Annotated in this window: 16 protein-coding genes; 7 read left to right on the top strand and 9 right to left on the bottom strand. The window is 62.9% G+C overall.

The window, feature by feature from the left end; genetic code table 11:
• The first annotated feature begins 265 nt into the window (after nt 1–265).
• Nucleotides 266–1,330, top strand: coding sequence for a glycosyltransferase family 4 protein (locus AB3X95_RS31505; protein WP_176124460.1), 1,065 nt, complete (start codon nt 266–268; stop codon nt 1,328–1,330).
• A 295-nt stretch (nt 1,331–1,625) separates the two neighbouring features.
• Here AB3X95_RS31505 and AB3X95_RS31500 read toward each other — a convergent pair whose 3' ends face one another.
• Entirely contained in the window at nt 1,626–1,928 is a 303-nt protein-coding gene (locus AB3X95_RS31500; protein WP_013090908.1) for an H-NS family nucleoid-associated regulatory protein, read from the bottom strand.
• 285 nt (nt 1,929–2,213) lie between these two features.
• Here AB3X95_RS31500 and aqpZ point away from each other — a divergent pair, with 285 nt between their 5' ends.
• The 3 genes from aqpZ to AB3X95_RS31485 all read left to right on the top strand — a co-directional run bounded on the left by aqpZ (nt 2,214) and on the right by AB3X95_RS31485 (nt 4,476).
• The gene (aqpZ, locus tag AB3X95_RS31495) at nt 2,214–2,954 is read left to right on the top strand and encodes an aquaporin Z (protein ID WP_176367770.1); all 741 of its coding nucleotides are present in this window, start codon (nt 2,214–2,216) and stop codon (nt 2,952–2,954) included.
• Between the two features lie 173 nt (nt 2,955–3,127).
• Nucleotides 3,128–3,895, top strand: coding sequence for a histidine phosphatase family protein (locus tag AB3X95_RS31490; protein ID WP_176124458.1), 768 nt, complete (start codon nt 3,128–3,130; stop codon nt 3,893–3,895).
• 287 nt (nt 3,896–4,182) lie between these two features.
• Entirely contained in the window at nt 4,183–4,476 is a 294-nt protein-coding gene (locus AB3X95_RS31485) for a PXPV repeat protein (RefSeq protein ID WP_176109961.1), read from the top strand.
• Between the two features lie 99 nt (nt 4,477–4,575).
• Here the strand turns inward: AB3X95_RS31485 and AB3X95_RS31480 are convergent, their stop codons facing one another.
• Both AB3X95_RS31480 and AB3X95_RS31475 read right to left on the bottom strand, forming a co-directional pair.
• Nucleotides 4,576–5,397 (bottom strand): Cof-type HAD-IIB family hydrolase, encoded by an 822-nt coding sequence (locus AB3X95_RS31480; RefSeq protein ID WP_368623351.1) that lies wholly within the window; start codon nt 5,395–5,397, stop codon nt 4,576–4,578.
• 47 nt (nt 5,398–5,444) lie between these two features.
• On the bottom strand, nt 5,445–6,335 hold the full coding sequence (locus AB3X95_RS31475) for a BadF/BadG/BcrA/BcrD ATPase family protein (RefSeq protein WP_176367773.1): 891 nt from the start codon (nt 6,333–6,335) through the stop codon (nt 5,445–5,447).
• A 140-nt stretch (nt 6,336–6,475) separates the two neighbouring features.
• Between AB3X95_RS31475 and AB3X95_RS31470 the strand changes: the two genes are divergently transcribed.
• Both AB3X95_RS31470 and AB3X95_RS31465 read left to right on the top strand, forming a co-directional pair.
• Nucleotides 6,476–7,072 (top strand): DNA-3-methyladenine glycosylase I, encoded by a 597-nt coding sequence (locus AB3X95_RS31470; protein WP_176109958.1) that lies wholly within the window; start codon nt 6,476–6,478, stop codon nt 7,070–7,072.
• Nucleotides 7,073–7,233: 161 nt separating this feature from the next.
• Nucleotides 7,234–7,659, top strand: coding sequence for a hypothetical protein (locus tag AB3X95_RS31465; protein ID WP_176109957.1), 426 nt, complete (start codon nt 7,234–7,236; stop codon nt 7,657–7,659).
• Between the two features lie 101 nt (nt 7,660–7,760).
• On the opposite strand, the gene rpsU is transcribed toward AB3X95_RS31465, so the two are convergent.
• The 6 genes from rpsU to AB3X95_RS31435 form a co-directional block, all read right to left on the bottom strand.
• Entirely contained in the window at nt 7,761–7,973 is a 213-nt protein-coding gene (rpsU, locus tag AB3X95_RS31460) for a 30S ribosomal protein S21 (protein WP_006050883.1), read from the bottom strand.
• A gap of 417 nt (nt 7,974–8,390) precedes the next feature.
• Entirely contained in the window at nt 8,391–9,332 is a 942-nt protein-coding gene (locus AB3X95_RS31455) for an aldo/keto reductase (RefSeq protein ID WP_368623350.1), read from the bottom strand.
• 210 nt (nt 9,333–9,542) lie between these two features.
• Nucleotides 9,543–11,894 carry a tetratricopeptide repeat protein gene (locus tag AB3X95_RS31450; protein ID WP_368623349.1) on the bottom strand — a complete coding sequence of 784 codons (2,352 nt, stop codon included), beginning with the start codon at nt 11,892–11,894 and terminating at the stop codon, nt 9,543–9,545.
• Nucleotides 11,895–12,230: 336 nt separating this feature from the next.
• The gene (gene fliT / locus AB3X95_RS31445; RefSeq protein WP_176125407.1) at nt 12,231–12,530 is read right to left on the bottom strand and encodes a flagellar protein FliT; all 300 of its coding nucleotides are present in this window, start codon (nt 12,528–12,530) and stop codon (nt 12,231–12,233) included.
• A 19-nt stretch (nt 12,531–12,549) separates the two neighbouring features.
• Complete coding sequence (fliD, locus tag AB3X95_RS31440; RefSeq protein WP_176125406.1) at nt 12,550–14,136, bottom strand: flagellar filament capping protein FliD; 1,587 nt, start codon at nt 14,134–14,136, stop codon at nt 12,550–12,552.
• Nucleotides 14,137–14,284: 148 nt separating this feature from the next.
• Entirely contained in the window at nt 14,285–15,508 is a 1,224-nt protein-coding gene (locus AB3X95_RS31435) for a flagellin (protein ID WP_176368580.1), read from the bottom strand.
• Nucleotides 15,509–15,922: 414 nt separating this feature from the next.
• Here AB3X95_RS31435 and AB3X95_RS31430 point away from each other — a divergent pair, with 414 nt between their 5' ends.
• A complete protein-coding gene (locus AB3X95_RS31430) occupies nt 15,923–18,055 on the top strand; it encodes a tetratricopeptide repeat protein (protein ID WP_368623348.1) in 2,133 nt (710 codons plus the stop codon).
• Nucleotides 18,056–18,219 lie beyond the last annotated feature (164 nt).

The following is an 18,219-nucleotide window of genomic DNA, read 5'->3' as shown; positions in this document are numbered from 1 at the left end:
CGATGTTTCGCGCTGTAACAACATTAAGCGTTTGAAAAATAACTCGAATTACCGCGGTCGATCCCGATAATGGAGGCTAAGGGATTACCCGATACCGATTTCGGACCACCCTTCGGGCGGGGAGAAACCGCGCCCAACCGCCCGTTAGGCCTACGTACCTCGAGCGATCCCGCCGTCGTGCGAAGCCCCGGTGAGTGTCAAAAATCTGCATGGGATTCGGGTCAGCGCCCCTCGCGCTAACTCCGATCGATACAGGAGAAAACGCATGCGAATCGCACAAATCGCGCCGCTCTACGAAGCTGTCCCACCGAAACTCTATGGCGGCACCGAACGTGTCGTGTCGTATCTGACCGAGGCGCTCGTCGACCTCGGCCATGACGTCACCCTGTTCGCGAGCGGCGACTCGGTCACGTCCGCCAATCTCGAGGCGTGCTGGCCGCGCGCGCTGCGCCTCGATCCGACGATTCGCGATGCATTGGCGCCGCACGTGCTGATGATGGAAAAGGTCCGCAAGGTCGCGCACGAGTTCGACGTGCTGCACTTCCATCTCGACTACATGCCGTTCCCGCTCTTCACGACGATGGACACTCCGTTCGTGACCACGCTGCACGGGCGCCTGGACCTGCCGGAATTGCAGCCGGTGTTCGACGCGTTCTCGCATGTGCCGGTCGTGTCGATTTCGGATTCGCAGCGTCTGCCGCTGCAGCAGGCCAACTGGCTCAGCACGGTCTATCACGGTCTGCCGGACCAGCTGCTGACGCCGCAGCCGCACAAGAAGCCCGAATACCTCGCGTTCCTCGGCCGCATCTGCCCGGAAAAACGCGTCGATACAGCCATCAAGATCGCCGCGCAAAGCGGTCTGCCGCTGAAGATCGCCGCCAAGGTGGACAAGGTCGACATGGAGTACTTCAAGCGCGAGATCGAGCCGCTGCTGTCGATGGCGCATGTCGAGTTCGTCGGCGAAATCAACGAGGCGCAGAAACCCGAGTTTCTGTCGGGCGCGAAGGCGCTGCTGTTCCCGATCGACTGGTCCGAGCCGTTCGGCCTCGTGATGATCGAGTCGATGGCCTGCGGCACGCCGGTTATCGCATTCAACCGCGGCTCGGTGCCCGAAGTGATCGACCACGGCGTGACCGGCTATATCGTCGAGGACGTGCAAGGCGCGGTAGCGGCTCTGCAGCGTCTGGACGAGCTGTCGCGCACCGAAATCCGCGCCCAGTTCGAACGCCGCTTCAGTTCGAAGACGATGGCGCAGAACTATGTCGACGGCTATTCGGCCTTGATTGAAACGTCGCGGCGCCCGGTATTGCGCCAGGTCGCGGTCGGCTAAGCGCGCTTAAAAACGGCCGGCGCTTTTACGGCCGGCCGTTTTCGGTCCGCTTTGAAGCGGCGCTGTGAACCTTCGCTGATAACGCCCAATAGCGGACGAATCCGGCCTCGGTATCGTTTGCGCGACCGGAAAACGAAGTCATTCTCGCCGCCGGACGCGAAAAATGCCGCCCTGTATGGGCGGCTTTTTTAATACTGCGATGGTGGCGCTTCCACCGCGGATTAGCGCGCAGCGATTAAGCCGAAACGGCAAAAAACCCTTCAGACCGCTTGCACCGCGTCACCTCGGGCGGACATCAGGCCGAGCCAATCAGAAAGCGCTCGCGATTCTTGCCGACGATCCATTTGGGCGGCTTGCCGCGCCCGCTCCATGTATTGCCCGACTTCGGGTCCTGATATTTCGCCGGCAGCGGCGTCTTCTTGGGCGGGCGGCCGCGCTTGGCGGCGACCGCGAAACCGAGATCCTGCGCGGTCAGACCGTATTCGGCGATCTTTTGGCGGATGTCGGCAACGACATTGTCGATTTCCGTGCGTCGCGCTTCTTCTGCCTGTGCCTGCAATTTGGCTATCTGCGCCTTGAGGTCTGCGTATTGAGACATTCGGTTCTCCCTTTCTAGAACTCATTCGACCGCAGACTAGCTGCAATTATAGAAATTCGCAATGGCCACTAATACCGGTTTAGCGAATTTTCCTCTGATAATTATTAAAGCGTGTGAATTGTAAAACACGCGCTTTATCTCGTAATAGTTTATAAATTCTGTCCAGATTGACAATCCTTGACACCTGATTTGGCGCTGCCTACCTAGAATTGCGCGCTCAACGTACGTACTCGCCCTTTTCGATGCGTGCTTCTGAAGTGCCAATTCTTTTTAGGATCACCAATCATGCAGTTGTCAAAGCGCCTCGTTGCCGAACTGTTCGGCACCTTCTGGCTCGTGCTCGGAGGCTGCGGCAGCGCGGTCCTCGCCGCTAACTTCGCCGGGCCGGTTCATGGTCTGGGCATCGGCTTCGTCGGCGTGTCGCTGGCCTTCGGCCTGACCGTGCTGACGATGGCTTTTGCGATCGGCCACATTTCGGGCTGTCACTTGAATCCGGCGGTGAGCGTCGGCCTGACCGTCGCCGGCCGGTTCCCGGTGCGCGATCTGCTGCCCTATATCGCCGCGCAGGTAGTCGGCGCGGTGTCGGGTGCATTCGTGCTGTCGCTGATCGCGTCGGGCAAGCCGGGCTTCGACCTGGTCGCGAGCGGCTTCGCGACCAACGGTTACGGCGAGCAATCGCCGGGGCACTACGCGCTCGCCGCCGCCTTCGTTTGCGAAGTGGTGATGACGGGCTTCTTCCTGTTCGTGATCCTCGGCGCGACCGATCGCCGCGCGCCGGCCGGCTTCGCGCCCATCGCGATCGGCCTGTGCCTGACGCTGATCCACCTGATCTCGATTCCGGTCACCAACACGTCGGTCAATCCGGCGCGTTCGACGGGCCCGGCGCTATTCGTCGGCGGCGCGGCGATCGATCAGCTGTGGCTGTTCTGGGCTGCGCCGATCATCGGTGCGGTGATCGCGGGAGTCGTCTATCCGCTGATCGCCGAGGATCGCTGCAACGATGCGAGCAAGCTGGCGCTCGACTGACGGCCGGTTCGACGCGTCGGTCGCGTGATCGTCGCGTAGTCCGCATGAATGGGCGCCCCGGCGCCCGTTATTCATTGCGAGCGCCAATGCGATATGAATTCCGCGACGGCCGCGTGCCGGAGAGCGCCGCTGCTAGAATCGGGCGACTTCCCAGTCTCGCACAGGTGCTTTCGATGAACCGTTTCCGCGGATTCCTGCAAGGCGTCGCCCTGTCGCTCGGCGGCTTGTGCGCGAGCACGTTGACGTCGCCGGCCGCGTACGCGGCGACGAGCACGGCGACTGTCGTCGCAGCGGCCGCTGCCGCCACGGCTGCGGCGGGCGGCAATATCGAAACCCTCGTATTCGTTCGCCATGGCGAGAAACCCGCGCAAGGCTATGGCCAGCTAGACTGCCAGGGGCTCAACCGTGCGCTCGCGTTGCCAGCCGTGATCGCCGCCAAATTCGGCAAACCCGATGCGATCTACGCGCCCGACCCCGGCCAGCAAAAAGACGACGGCGGTCATCCGTACTATTACGTGCGCCCGCTCGCGACGATCGAGCCGACCGCGATTCAATTCCAGATGCCGGTGCAAACGCCGTACGGCTTTGCGCAGATCGACCAGCTTGGCAACGCGCTCGTCGACCCGGCCAATCGCGGCAAGCTGATTGTGATTGCGTGGGAGCACAAGCTGATCGAGAAGCTGTTGCGGCAGATGTTGAACGCGCATGGCGGTCGCGCGGCCGACGTGCCGAAATGGCAAAGCGACGACTTCGACAGCATTTACATCGTCCGACTCGACTGGCAGAACGGCACGCCGCGCGCGAGCTTTAAGCACGATCGCGAAGGGCTCGATGGGCGGGCGACCGATTGCCCTTGTGCGGCATTGCCCGCAGAGCCGGCGTCTTCGGCAGGGACGGCCTCTTCCGCCAGTTCGAACGCTTCGGCGCCTGCGGCGGATTAATAGGGTAATACAGATGTAAGCCGCGATTACGCGTGCTGGTGCATCAAGCGGCAAGCGTGGGCGACGAGCCGCCTGCCTGCTTGAATTGGCCGGCCGCAAAGCCCCGTGGAGCGCGGCTGCCAACGAAGTGAGGTGTCTGCGCGCAACGTCCGCGCGATCTTTATGCCTGCCTTCGCTGACTTCGACGATGCTTGCAGTCCGTAACATCTGGTCGCAGTCCGCCCCGGCTCGAGTGCGTACATTGGTCCTGTGCGACAAACCTACGTCGCCTCACAGGAGAGACCAACATGAAACGCATCGTCACTCACTTGCTGGTTGCTGCCGGACTCGCGGCGGGCGCATGCGGTGTCGCGCAGGCGCATACGGATCTGAGCGTCGGCCTATCGCTCGGCGCTCCGGTTTATGCCGCGCCCGCGCGCGTCTACGCCGCGCCGGAGCCGGTGTATTACGGCGGCTGGGATCATCGCTATCCGCGCGGCGACTACTACCGCGACTATCACCGCGATGACCGCGGCTGGGGTCACGACGATCGTCGCTGGGGCCATGACTATCGCGGCGAGCACCGCGGCTGGCGGGATTGACGGGCGTAAGCGGAGTGCATCACGCTCCGCGAGCAACTTCTGCGGCCCGCATCCACGCGAGTGTGGATGCGGGCCGCCTTCAATTTGAGTGATTGCGGTTCAGGACGCCAGTTCGTCTTTGAGAGCAAACAGTTTGCGCAGATGATGCGCAACGCCGGCCTCGAAATTGTTGCCAATGCGCGGCACATGCGGCAGACGCGTGATCAGATCGGGATTGGCATTGTTCATCATGAATGGATGGCCGGCCGTCTCGAGCAGATCGATATCGTTCATGTTGTCGCCGAACGCGACGCACTGCGACGCGTCGATAGCGAGTCGCTCGAGCACGATCTGCAGCGCGCGCCCCTTCGACACATTCGCGGTCATCACTTCGAGACAATCCGGCAACGAATACGTCACGTATAGCCGCTCGCCGAATTCGCGTTCCAGATTGGCGGCAACCTGCGCGAGATCGGCGGGATCGCCGATATACAGCGCCTTGGCAATGTCGACGCCATCGTGCTTCGGCAGGTCGGTCACTTCGTACGTGAAGCCAGAGTCCTGGTGAAATTCCAGCAGATGGGGCGCGTCGCGATCGATCAGCCACGCCTCGTCTGCAAACAGACTGACGATCACGCGACCATGCGCGCCGACAATTTCTGGCTGCACGAGACGCTGGACGATCGCGGGCTGCAGATCGTCGGCGTGGATCACCGTGTTGTCAGGCGCGTGAACCCGCGCGCCGTTCGACGTGATCAGGTATGGATTGATGCCGAGCAGATCGCGGATGCCCGCGACGTCGCAGTAATGCCGCCCCGTGGCGATCACGAACTGCAGCCCGTCGCTTTCGAGCTTGCGCACCGTGGCGACCGTGAACGGGTCTACCTGGTGATCGGCGTTGAGCAGTGTGCCGTCGAGATCCGTGGCGATGACTTTATACATGGTGAGTCCGGCGGGCGAGCCGTCGAGGCAGCGTCAAAGCGGATATTTTACAGGTGTCGTCCGGCCAGCCGCTGCGCCTCGCGCCGCGCCAGCTGCAAGCCGCCATGCGCCGAATCCGCCCGCGGCTCGCGCAGGCGCGCCTGATACGCCTGGGGCACGTACTCGCGCAGCGGCGCGCCGAGGCCTCCGCATAGTGCGACCGGCAGCGCGCCAGTCGCGTCCAGCGCGGCGATCATTTTGCCGATTTCGACGCCGGCCTCGCCGAGCAGGCGTGCCGCGAACGGATGTGCGCGGTGTTCGATCGCGATCGGCGCGAGCCGCGCGTAGGCAGTCTGATTCGCCGCGCACAGCCATACGACCAGGCTGTCGCGATCCTGAGTGCCGGTATGCGCGAGCAACGCATGCGCGAGATCGTCGACGGGCGCACGGCCGTCTAGCGCCTGTTGCGCGTGCACGATCAGCCGGAGGCCGAGCCACGCGCCGCTCGCCTCGTCGCCTGACGGAAAGCCGTAGCCGCTGGCCATGCGGAACTCGCCGTCGCTCGCAAGCGAGGCCGCGACGCTGCCGGTGCCGAGTGCGACGATCACGCCGGGCGCGCCTTCGTGCGCGCCGAGCAAGGTCGTGTAGGCGTCGGATTCGACGGCCAGTCCGGCCAGTCGCGGCGCCTGCTCGTGAAACTCGGCGAGCCAGTCGCGATTGTTGACGCCCGCAAGTCCGCAACCGAGCACGCAGCGCGACCAGTCCAGCGCGACTCCGGCTCGCTCGAACGCTTCGCCGCAGGCGGCCTGAATGGACTGCCATGCGCGCGGGATGCCGAGCCCGAGGCCCGATGGGCCGCTTGCCGCCTGCGCCAGTTCGCGGCCCTGCGCATCGCCGAGCACGACGCGCGTGCCGGTGCCGCCGCCGTCGACGCCGATCAGAAAGAAGTCGTGGTTCATCGAATCGAATCAGTTCCGTGGGTGAATAACGCTTAGGGTGGCAGGTCAGTTTGAATCGCGCAATTAGCCGATTGGCCAGCTTGCGGCGTACACCGCTTCCGCTATGCTGGCGATCGATACGACCACGCGGGAGCGCGACAGTGACACAACGATGCAACTGGGTATCGAGCGAAGCGCTCGCACAGTACCACGACACCGAGTGGGGTGTACCCTCGCGCGACGACCAGCACCTGTTCGAGATGCTAGTGCTCGAAGGCGCGCAGGCCGGATTGTCATGGTCGACGATACTCAACAAGCGCGCCGGCTACCGCCGTGCTTTCGCCGACTTCGACATCGGCAAGGTCGCGGCCTTTACGCCGAAGCAGGTGGATGCGCTCGTCGCCGATGAGAGCATCGTGCGGCATCGCGGCAAAATCGAGGCGGCGATCCAGAACGCGCGCGCAGTCCAGCAGATTCAGGCCGAACACGGCTCGCTCGCGAACTTCGTGTGGTCATTCGTCGACGACACGCCGATTCAGAACGAATGGGCTTCGTATAAGCATGCGCCTGCGTCGACAGAAGTTTCCGACGCGCTAAGCAAGGCGCTCAAGCGTTACGGCTGCAAATTCGTCGGGTCGACGATCTGCTACGCATTCATGCAGGCGGTTGGCATGGTCAACGATCATGAGACGACCTGCATGTGCCGAGAGCGATGCGCGTCGCTGGGCAATAAGGGGCGTCGTCGTAAGGCGGGGTGAGGGCGGGGCGCCCGTCTGACTCGCAAACTCGCGAATTGGCGCCCTTTCATGCTCGTAGTCGGTCCTTCGCCGAACGGCGCACGGTGGATACTCGTCGCCATGCGCTCACCGATGCGCGTTCAACAACAAATAACTACCGCCTCGGACGCGGGAGACCGACCATGAAAACTCTTAGCTTCCTGACCCATCAGGATATTTACGATCAGTCTGTCACGCATCTGTTCGAACAGAAACGCGCTGCGTTGCTGCCGAGGGGCGGCGGCGCTTACCGCGGCTATTGTGGCGGCTGCCCGGTCGGCAACCTGATCAAACCGCGCGACTATGTGACCGCGATGGAAGGCGTGCCCGTGCGCTTCATCGGCAAACCACCGACGGAAGTGCCCGCTTACATGGACGTCGGCGTGGCCGCGCTGAAAAAAGCACTGCTGCGCGCCCGCATCAACGTGTATGACCCGGTGACCATCGCTCTGCTTAGTTGCCTACAAAACGTGCACGACGTGTTCGGCACATGGGAGTGGCACGACCGGCTGGGCTCGATCGCGCGCGAATTCGGACTGTCGGCCGAGCGGCTGAGGAACGCGGCGTAACGGCTGCTCGGTGGCGCACAAATCCGACGCCGCAAAAGCAAAACGGCGGTGTGGCTTCTTTCGAAGCTCACACCGCCGTTCGGCGTACGTAAAAAGCGTGCTTAGTGCAGCTTTTTCGGCAGCATCTGGCTGCGCAGACGCTTGTGCAGGCGCTTAACAGCCGCTGCCTTCTTGCGCTTGCGAGCCGTGGTCGGCTTTTCGTACGACTGGCGCTCACGCAGTTCAGCGATCAGGCCGTTCTTTTCGATTGCGCGACGAAAGCGGCGAATTGCCACTTCGAACGGCTCGTTTTCCTTCAGAAGAATCGTCGTCATGTAATTCCTAACTCAATCACTAGATACGGGTTTAATTGCTTGGCAGTAACCGCTCAGGTCACCACTTACGCACCGGCACTCCGGTCGCTTCGATTCATGGCCAGTAACAGGCAAACGCGAGGCTCATAAACAACCCCGGCCAAACCACGAATGAAGCGAGAGGCAAAGCGGCCACGGAGGCCGGAAAAGAGAGGTGGGGAGTTCACCGCGGAACGCGGACAGACGTAATGCAAAAGCCGCGTCTGTTGCCGTTTCGCCAACCTTTCATCAATGAAGAACACTGACGAAACAGGCAAAGATCTCAATTCACTCCCGATGATATCAGGAAACTCTCCATCCTACCAGGGGTTTACCGATTGCGCCAGGCTTTTCCCTGGCGCGGATGGCGTCTGGATCGGCCACCGAGACGGCCGCCTATCAGGCGCTTGCTTCGTCCAGTTCACGAATATCGTCGGCGGTGAGGGACAGGTGGACGGCTGCGACCAGACTCTTCAACTGCTCGACCGAGGTCGCGCTCGCAATGGGGGCCGTAACGCTCGGCCGCGCGATCAGCCATGCAAGCGCGATCGCGGCCGGCGTGCTGCCGTGCCGTTGCGCGACGCGGTCGAGCGCGCGGAGAATCCGCAAGCCGCGCCCGTTCAGGTATTTTTCGACCCGGCTTCCACGCACCTTGCCGGCCAGATCGGCCTCGCTGCGGTATTTGCCCGACAGGAACCCGCTCGCGAGGCTGTAGTAAACCACCACGCCGAGATGATTCGCCAGCGCCACCGGTTCGTTGTCGCTCTCGTATTGCGCGCGGTCGTACAAGTTGTACTCGGGTTGCAGCAACTGATACTCGGGCAGCCCGTTCTCGCGCGACACCGCAAGCGCTTCCTCGACGCGCGCGCCACTATAGTTAGACGCACCGATCACGCGCACCTTGCCCGCCTCGATCAACTTCTGATACGCACCGAGGGTTTCAGCGAGGGGCGTCGCGAAGTCGTCGTCGTGGGAGAAATAGACGTCGATGTAATCGGTTTGCAGGCGGCGGAGCGATTCTTCGACCGCCGCCTGGATATTTGCCGCTGACAGCCCCTTGCGCTGCGGATGCTTCGACACCTTGGTCGCGAGCACGATCCGCTCGCGTTTGCCGCTCTGCCGGAACCACTTGCCGAGGATCGTCTCCGACTCGCCGCCCTGGTTGCCGGGCACCCAGGCCGAGTAGACATCGGCGGTGTCGATGAAATTGAGTCCGGCTTCGACGAACGCATCGAGGATCGAGAAAGAGGTGGCTTCATCGGCCGTCCAGCCGAATACGTTGCCGCCGAACATCAGCGGGGCGACCTGCAACGAGGAAGTGCCGATCCTGCGTAGTTCCATGATGGCTCCGGATTAGGGTGGGCGGAATGGCGTGAGCGAACTGTTCGGGGCGACGCCGGGACCGTTGAGCATACGCCGCCTTGCACTACGTTGCAGCCGGGACCGACGGCTACGCAGCACGCCTCGCGCCTGAACGCGGTCGATGCATGGCGCAAAAGATGACGCAATTGCTCGCGCGCGCCTCAAGCAGTTTCGGAACACCGCTGGAGTTCACGAATGCCGCCCGGCATTGTCCGCATTGCTGACATCCGCTAGCACCTCGAAGTGCTCAGGCTTGAGCCCATCGCACCACCGCTGCCACATGATGCGAAACGCGCGCGACGCGGCATGAGCGATCATACCCGCATCGATAAGGACCGACTGCCTGCAGTAGTCGCGAAGCTCCCGCCGCACTACCGCGAGCGCTTCGGGGTCGGCGGCCAGCGCGGCGCACTTGCGCACGAAGTCGTCCTTGTCCCGCGCGACGAAGGCCGCGTCAAGCCCGAGGTGCGAAAGCCAGCCCGTGCTGCTGCGGCTCGCCATCGAAACGCCGGGCAGGGTCATGGTGGGCACGCCCATCCACAGCGCTTGCATGGTCGTGGTCGAATTGCCGAAGGGGAACGTGTCGAGACAGACGTCGATCAGATGGTGCTGCTCCAGGTAGTGCACGACGTTTCCACGCTTCAGAAAGCTGAGGCGACTCACGTCGATGCCTTCGCCCGCGAGCAGTCCGGTCAGTTTGATGATCTGCTCCGGCTCGCTAATCGCACCGATAAGCAAGCGCGAATCCGGCACCTCGCGTAGCACCCGCGCCCAGAGCGCCACAACTTCGGGGCCGATCTTGACGATCCGGCTGAAGCTGCCGAACGTGATGAAGCCGTTCTTCAGCGCAGGCAGATCGTTGACTTCCGGCGCTTGCGGATGCGGCTTGAACGGCGCGAGCGCGGGGAGGAACACGAGTTTTTCGGAGAACCAGCTCTCGAACTGTTCAAGCGGAGTGACAAACCGGTCCGACAGGTAGTAATCGACGGAATCGAGACCGGTCGTGGCTGGGTTGCCGATCCAGCTCACCTGGACCGGCGCCGGCTTGCGTGCGAAGGTCAGGAGTCGGTTGCGGCCGGTATGGCCGGACAGGTCGATAAGGATATCGATGCCGTCGTTACGGATCTTCTGTGCGACCGTGTCGTCGCTCATGCCGAAGATTTCGCTCCAAGTCTGTGCATGGGCGCGAATCTCCTCGGTGAAGCTGTCAGTCACCGTGTAGTTCGAATAGATGTGCAATGACAAGCTAGGGTCGCGCGCCAGGTGCTCCAGCACCGACAGGAAGAAATACGCAACCGGGTGATTGATAAGGTCGCCCGAAACGAAGCCAATCCGCAAACGCCGCGCTGGATCACGGTCGTTGGTGTGCCGGGACCGACGCGTGTTCAGCGGTGCTTCGTGGCGTGCCGCGAACGCGCGGAACTCCGCGAATGCGCCTGCTGCATCGAGGTCGGGCTTGTGCATCAGGTAGAACAGCAGGTTGCTGTGTGTCACTGACTGCATCGGAGCCAGTTCGAGTGCGCGGCGAAAGGCGGTTTCGGCTTCGTCGTACAGTCCATGCTTGCCCAGCGCGCAGGCGAGCGAGTCGAATTCGTATGCATCGTTCGGCGCTAGCTCCACGGCACGGCGGAGATAGCCAATCCCCTCGGCGAATTTGCCCATTTCCAGCAAGGCAGAGCCCAAGTTGCGGTGCAGTGAAGCATTCTCGGGGTATTTTTCGAGCGCCTGTCTGCAATGCGCCTCGGCACGCTGATACTGGCGAGTGACGATGAGCCGGTCTGCCAGTATTGTCTGGGCGAGGATGTGTTTAGGCAGCAAGCGGGCGGCATGCTCGGCCGCCTCGACGGACTCGTTGAAGCGTCCCGTGAGTTGCAGGACACGCCCAAGTTCGAACCAGCATTCGCCGTGCGCAGGGTATTGCTGCGTCAGTCTGCGGGCAATCTTCAGCGCCGCTTCGAGTTTCCCGCTGTCCAACAAATGCTGGTATTGGCGCATCTCCTTGAGGCTTGCTCGGCGCGTATCGATTTTCACGCGCTCGTCCGTCTCGGGTGCCAGAGGAGGTGCGTTGCAACCGCTCGCGTCGACCTGCGGAGCGGTTGCCTCGCTCTCCGGAGTAGACATGAGCTCATTTTCCCCGTTAATCCGCGCGCCCAGCGTCCGGACGGCTGCATCGGGAAGGCCTTGTTGGCGCGCGACGTCGAGCGCGATCCGCGCCGCCTCGGTCTGCTTGCTGGCGACGAGGGCGTTGATGTAATAGACCCAAATCTGCCCGTTCTGCGGCACCTGCCCGAGCACCGTCTCGAAATGCGGCACAGCCTCGGCGGGCCGCCCCGTTTGCATGAACAGCACGCCGAGGTGGTAGTGCGCGTCGGTGTGATCGCTCGCGACCTCCAGGACAGATGCATAGAGCGCTGCGGCATCACCATATTCCTGCTTCTGATGATGGTCGATCGCGCTCTGCATGGCGAGCGCGATGTCGTGATTCTGCTGTAGTTCGGAGGCAAAGGGGACGGTGTCGGCCGGAATTGGAAAAGCGGTCATGACGAAGGCGCGCGCGTGCGGCAGGAAGTCGGAACGATGAAATTATGGGGGGCGGACAATTTCGCCGATGGTCCGAGCTAGCGTCAAAACAGCCGCCAATTTGGCCTCGATGATGACAAATACGCGGGAAATCCCGCGTGAAACTCATCCTGAACGAGAAGAATGAAGGCAGCGCAAAGGGTTTTGGGCCGTCGCGAACTCCTTCTTTCTTGCCTCAAGTGATTGCGAAAACGGTCCGTTCTTAAGTCAACGCAACGGAAAGGCAAGAAAAAGCCCGCACAAGGCGGGCGGGGGACGCGCGCGCCGCGAACGGCGCGATGGAACGTTAGGGCGGCTTCAGTACCGCGCCATGTTCAGATACTGCCCGGCGTTGCGGCTCGCTTGCATGCTCGCCTGATACTCGGCGCCCAGCGCCTGCTGCGCGGCCTGCGCGGCCTCGACGATGCGGTTGTCGATCTCGTGGATCGCCTGGAGCCGCGCCATGACTTCCTGCGGCTGGGGCGCGCCGAGCGCCATCAAGAGCGGCGAGCGCTCGTCCGCGAGCTGCGCGGCCCGCTCCCACTCGCCGACAGCGACCGCCAGTTCGAGGTCTTTCGTCAACTGCCAGATGCGCTCGACCGGAGCAACGTTGTGCATGGCTCGCTCCTCGTTGCGCTCACTTCTTGTTCGTGGCGAGCGCGCCTGCGCTGTTGGCGCCACCGAACAGTTGCGTGAGGTATTGCGAGTTGTTGCTCATCGTCGCCATCAGCGTGTTGAGCGCCGTGAATTGCGCGGTGTACATGCTAGTGAGCTGGGCCTGCCACGCCGTGAGCGTCGTCTTCTGATTCGAGAGGCTCGTCAGCTCGCTGTTGATCGCATCCGTGCGGTTCTGGATGAGGCCGCCGGACGAGGTGTAGGTCGTGATGCTGTCGTCCAGTTGCGCGGCTATGCCGTTCGTCGGGTTGAACAGCGAGGCTACGACCGACTGGTTGTTCTGGAGCGCATTGCTGAGCGTCGTGTTGTCGACCGAGAGGGTGCCGTCCGTCTGGAGCGTGATGCCGATCGCGGCGAGCGTCGACTTCGAGGTGCCGCTGCCCACGCCGCTGCCCACGATCTTGGCGAGCTGATTCTGGATCATGTTCACCGTAGAATCGCCGATCAGCACGCCCTGCGACGTCGAGTTCGCGTTGTACGCCGTCAGCGATCCCATCGTCGTGACGAGCGTGTTGTAGAGGCTGACGAAATTGTTGATCGCCGAGGACTCTGCGCTGGTGTTCTGCGCGATCGTGAGCGTCTGCGTGGTGCCGACCGCCGCTGCCGTGAGGTTCAGCGTTACGCCGGACACGGCCGCCGTCACGGTGTTCGAGGAGCTGGTAACGCCGACACCGCCGAGCGTAAAGTACGCATCCTGGGCGGCCTGCGTCTGGGTCCAGCCTGTGCCGGTAATGGTCGACTGGCTGGGGTTGATTGCTTTGCCGCTGCTATCGGTACCCGTGAGGTCGCTCGCACTTGAGATCGACTTGCCGGCGGTAGTCGTCACCGCGAGTTGGTTCAGGGCATCGGCGTTGCCGCTCGCATCCTTATTCGAATCGTTGACAGTGATGCTGATGCCGCTCGACGCGCCGGTCGAGGCCGATTGCAGCACGAGGTGCGCGCCGTCCGCGCCCGTCACCACGGTCGCCACCACGCCGGGATTGTCATTTGCGGAATTGATCGCCGATGCAATGCCGGCGATCGAGCTGTTCGAGCCATTCAGGGAAATCGTGCTGCTCTTGCCGTTGACCGTCAGGGTCATCGTGGCCGCGCCGGAAGCCAGGTTCGTGGACGAACCGTAGCCCGCCGAGGTGAGTACTTGCGACGTGGCGACCTGCGCCACATTGAGCGAGTACGAACCCGCCACCGCACCGGTGCTGGCGGTTGCAGTCACACCGCTGCCGCTCAGGGTGGTGGAGAACGAGTTGAGCGTCGCGCCGTCACTGAGCGGGCCGGCGGCTGCCTGCAACGCGGACAGTGCCGCGGATAGCGTGCCGTATGCCGAGATCAGCGTGTTGTCCGCGGTCTGCTCGGCAGCGATGGTCGCGGCCTGGCCGGCCGTCTTGGCATTGACGAGCGCGCTGACGAGCGAACTTGTGTCCATCGACGAATTGGTCGAGCCGCTAATGATCGACTGGGCGGCTGCCTGCACCGTGGCGTTGGCGCTTGCGGTCGTGGTGGCGACTGCACTTGCGATCGCGCTGGTGGTGGATCCGGTTACGGTGGACATGAGAAGGCTCCGAGCGTCGGCAATGCCGGTTAAAGCGATTTAACAAGCGGGGTAACGCGGGAAAAGACAATCGGGAGGCAAGCCTCCCGACGGGTTTGCATCCGGCGCGCATTGAGCCGCGCGCCGGATGCCTGCAGCGGGAAGCGCCTTACTGGAGGAGCTTCAGGATCTGCTGCGGCTGCGAGTTCGCTTGTGCCAGCACCGAGATGCCAGCCTGTTGCAGAACCTGTGCCTTGCTCAGGTTAGCCGTTTCTTGCGCGAAGTTTGCGTCCTGGATCGCCGACTGTGCGCTCGCCAGGTCGGTCGATTGCGCTTGCTGCGTTGAGCCAATGACGCTGAAGCGGTTTTGTGCCGCGCCCAGCGTTGCCTGGAGGCTGTTAAGCGTGTTCAACGCGTTGTCGATCGATTCCATCGCCATGCTGCCGCCGCTCTGGGTGCTGATGTCGATCTTTGCAACAGTCGACGGCGTGTTGAACGCATTGATCTGAGCAATTGCATTGGCGTTGTCGAGACCAGCTTGAGCTGCGTCGACGGCACTTTGCGATCCGGTGCCAGCGGCGAGATTTGCCTTGGCGGTACTGAGCGCAGTCTGGTAGGCGGACGCAGAGCTCACGGCGGCATCCGCAAGCGTCATAGCCGCACCGGTACCGTTGAAGGCGCTGGCGGCCGCACCGAACACACCCGAGACTTCAGTGCTGGTCAGTGCCTGGTTGTTCTGATCCGTGAACGTAAAGCCACCGCTGCCGTCGGAGAGCACGTTGATGGAGGTAATCGTGGCCGTTCCAGTCGTAGCAGCACCGGCCGAGTCCAGCGACAGGTTGGTGAGTGTGCCGAGCGTGTTGCCCTTTACCGGCACGCCGTTGCCGAGCTTCGCAGCCGACATGTCTTGCGTCAGGTTCAGGCTGATCGTCTGGCCGACGTTCGCGCCGACCTGGAACGACACGTTGCCCAGCGTACCGTCGAGCAGGTTCATGCCGTTGAACGTCGTTTGCGACGCGATACGGTTGACTTCCGAAATTTGCTGTGCAACTTCCTTCTGCAGCGCTGCACGGTCATCGTTGGTCATCGAACCGTTCGCCGATTGCGTAGCCAGCTGGCGGATACGCTGCAGGCTGTTCGTCAGCGACGCCAGACCGCTCGATGCCGTTTGCACCATCGAAGTGCCGTCGTTCGAGTTCGACACACCCTGGTTCAGACCGTTGATCTGGGTCTGCATGATGTTCGAGATCGCAAGACCTGCTGCGTCGTCCGCTGCGCTGTTGATGCGCTTGCCCGACGACAGGCGCGTGATCGCCTGCGACAGTGCGCTACCCGAACCAGACAGGTTCTGTTGCGCGACGAGCGAGTTGATATTGCTGTTGATTCCGAGCATTGAAATTCTCCTGATGGGGCCCTCGGCCCAGTAACGGCAGCGGTTCGTTGGTTGGCCGCCTTGTTTGTGATTACGACCCCACCCGGAAAAACTTTAGCCACTCGTTGATACGCCCCTGCCCCCTTCCTACGTCAGCGCGTCGCGGGGGACACGTCATTAGAGATCGGGGGAATCTGGGCTTCGTCCTTCCGGTTTCCGCCGTTTGAGGCTCGCGGGCGTCGATGACCTCTTTCGCGTCGCAATGCTGATGCGTCGCGGATCGCGCTCGATGTGCGCCCGACCTTACGGCTTCGAAAGACAAAACCCGCGCTGCCCGTCATTGTTCGAATTGAACCGCGCTTCGCGCTCAATTCGGGCCGCCACCGCGCGAGCTCATGCCTTAAGCTGCAAATCCACCACTCCTCCACGCCCACCGTGACCGCTACGAGCCCACTCGCCCCCACGCGCCAGCACATTCTGAGCGAAGCCACCGCCCTGAGCGCCACCGGGCAGTTCGCCGACGCACTGGCGCTGCTTGCGCCTCTGGTCGGCATGGAGGCCACCCCCGAGGACTCGCAGCACGCCGATGCGCTCAACCTCGCGGCCGTGTGCGCGACCGGTGCGGGCCAGCCCGCGCACGCGCAAGCTCTATGGTTGCGCTGCATTCAAGCGAAGCCGGATTTCGCCGATGCGTATCTGGGCCTCGGAGCGATGCTCGCGACCCTCAACCAGCTTGCCGAAGCGGAAGCGGTCTACGCGCGGCTCGCCGCAATACGGCCCGATGACCCCGACGTCCACAGCAATCACGGCATCGTGCTGCACCGTCTCGGACGGCACGACGCGGCCGAGACCGCGTACCGCGTGGCGCTCGCACTTCGCCCGGATCACGTCGACGCGAATTACAACCTCGGCATCGTCCTTCACGAACAGCGCCGCCTCGACGAGGCGGAGGCGGCCTATCGCACAGCGCTCGCCGCGAATCCTCAATTTGCGAAGGCGAACAACAACCTCGGCAATCTTTTGTGCGAACGCGGCCGGATCGAAGAGGCTGAAGAAGCGTATCGGCAGGCACTGCTCGCGCAGCCGCAATACCCTGAGGCACTGAACAACCTTGGGGCCCTTTACAGGGCGCGCGGCCGGCTCCGCGAAGCCGAGCTGGCCTGCCGGCTCGCGCTTCAGATCCGTCCGGCCTACGCGGACGCGCTCAACAATCTCGGCTGCGTGCTCACCGAACTGAAGCGCCTGCCCGAGGCGGAAAACGCCTACCGGCAGACGCTCGCGTTGCGCCCCGCCTTCGCCGAGGCGCACTACAACCTCGGTTGCGTGCTGCACGCACTGGACAAACTGGCTGATGCCGAATCCGCGTATCGCGAGGCGCTTCGGCTCGCGCCGAACCGCGTCGAAGCTGTCAATAACCTGGGCTGCACGCTGCTGGCGCAAGCGCGCTTGCCCGAGGCACTCGCGGCGTTTCGCCACGCACTCACATTGCGCGCCGACATCGCCGAAACGCACTTCAACATCGGCAGCATCGTGAAAGAACTCGGCGACCTGGAGCAAGCCGAAGCCGCCTATCGCCACGCGCTCGCGCTGCGCCCCGACTACGGCGACGCGAAGTTCCGTCTCGCCACGCTGCTGATCAGCATGGGCCGCTTTGAGGAAGGCTTTCTGCTCTACGAATGCCGCTACGACATGCCTGGGTTCGCGCATCACGCCTCGCAGTCGATGCTGCGGTGCCCGCGCTGGCGAGGCGAACCGCTCGCCGGCAAGTCACTCCTCGTTTGGCAGGAAGATGGACTCGGCGACATGCTGCAATTCGGGCGCTATCTGCGCCTCTTGAAGGCTCAGGGCGCCGCGCACGTCGCGTTTGCCTGTATGGCACAGCTACAACGCCTGTTCGTCGATGTCGATGGAGTCGACGCCGTGCTCAGTCATGACGAAGCCTCGGCGAGTGCCGGCGATTTCGATTGCTGGACCAGCGCGCTCAGCGCACCGCTGTATCTCGGCACGACGCTCGACACGATTCCGCCGCCCCTGCGCATCACCTTGGCCCCGTCGCGCGTCGACCATTGGCGCGCGCGCCTTGCCGCTCTGGGCGCGGGACACCGCGTGGGTCTCGTGTGGAAGGGCAACCCGAAACACCACAACGACGTGCACCGGTCGCTACCGTTGCTCAACGCACTTGCGCCGCTGTGGAGCCTGCCGGACGTGAAGTTCGTGAGCCTGCAAAAAGGCGCGGGGGAAGACGAAGCGCTGTCATTTCCTGCGAGCCTCCCGATCCTGCCTCTCGGCGCGGATCTCGAAGACTTCACCGACACGGCCGCGGTGATCTCACAACTCGATCTGCTGATCTGCGTGGACACATCTACAGCACATCTGGCAGCCTCGCTCGGCAAACCATGCTGGGTGCTCTTGCCGGCACGCGACGTGGACTGGCGCTGGATGCACGGCCGCGACGACTCGCCGTGGTATCCCGATACAGTTCGTCTGTTCAGGCAAGGGCTGGATGAACCGTGGCCCGCTGTGGCGGAGCGCGTGCGACAGGCCTGCGCTGCGTGGTTCGGCGCGTGACATCAACGCCGCGCTTGCGGTGCCTTGAGCAGACAATTAGTCGGGTCTGAATAATTCGGTTGGGTCGGCGCTTGCCCTCAAGCCTGGAAGTCTACGGTGATTGATCGGCTAAGCCAGGCGATCAGAACAAGGGCGTAAAAAAGCCTCAGCTTTCTGAGGATCAT

This window comes from Paraburkholderia sp. BR13444 (genome assembly GCF_040948755.1).
Classification (GTDB): Bacteria; Pseudomonadota; Gammaproteobacteria; order Burkholderiales; family Burkholderiaceae; genus Paraburkholderia; species Paraburkholderia youngii.
The sequence above is the reverse complement of the archived record's forward strand: the minus strand, read 5'-3'. Positions and strand labels throughout refer to the sequence as shown.

Coding starts and splice junctions, on each gene's coding strand:
- fliT (WP_176125407.1), bottom strand. CDS start 12,530: ATGCACAACGTTGCTCCGGTCGAGCGCATCTGGCAGTTGACGAAAGAC.
- rpsU (WP_006050883.1), bottom strand. CDS start 7,973: ATGACGACGATTCTTCTGAAGGAAAACGAGCCGTTCGAAGTGGCAATT.
- aqpZ (WP_176367770.1), top strand. CDS start 2,214: ATGCAGTTGTCAAAGCGCCTCGTTGCCGAACTGTTCGGCACCTTCTGG.
- AB3X95_RS31490 (WP_176124458.1), top strand. CDS start 3,128: ATGAACCGTTTCCGCGGATTCCTGCAAGGCGTCGCCCTGTCGCTCGGC.
- AB3X95_RS31500 (WP_013090908.1), bottom strand. CDS start 1,928: ATGTCTCAATACGCAGACCTCAAGGCGCAGATAGCCAAATTGCAGGCA.
- AB3X95_RS31435 (WP_176368580.1), bottom strand. CDS start 15,508: ATGCTCGGAATCAACAGCAATATCAACTCGCTCGTCGCGCAACAGAAC.
- AB3X95_RS31480 (WP_368623351.1), bottom strand. CDS start 5,397: ATGTATAAAGTCATCGCCACGGATCTCGACGGCACACTGCTCAACGCC.
- AB3X95_RS31455 (WP_368623350.1), bottom strand. CDS start 9,332: ATGGAACTACGCAGGATCGGCACTTCCTCGTTGCAGGTCGCCCCGCTG.
- fliD (WP_176125406.1), bottom strand. CDS start 14,136: ATGTCCACCGTAACCGGATCCACCACCAGCGCGATCGCAAGTGCAGTC.
- AB3X95_RS31505 (WP_176124460.1), top strand. CDS start 266: ATGCGAATCGCACAAATCGCGCCGCTCTACGAAGCTGTCCCACCGAAA.
- AB3X95_RS31450 (WP_368623349.1), bottom strand. CDS start 11,894: ATGACCGCTTTTCCAATTCCGGCCGACACCGTCCCCTTTGCCTCCGAA.
- AB3X95_RS31475 (WP_176367773.1), bottom strand. CDS start 6,335: ATGAACCACGACTTCTTTCTGATCGGCGTCGACGGCGGCGGCACCGGC.
- AB3X95_RS31485 (WP_176109961.1), top strand. CDS start 4,183: ATGAAACGCATCGTCACTCACTTGCTGGTTGCTGCCGGACTCGCGGCG.
- AB3X95_RS31465 (WP_176109957.1), top strand. CDS start 7,234: ATGAAAACTCTTAGCTTCCTGACCCATCAGGATATTTACGATCAGTCT.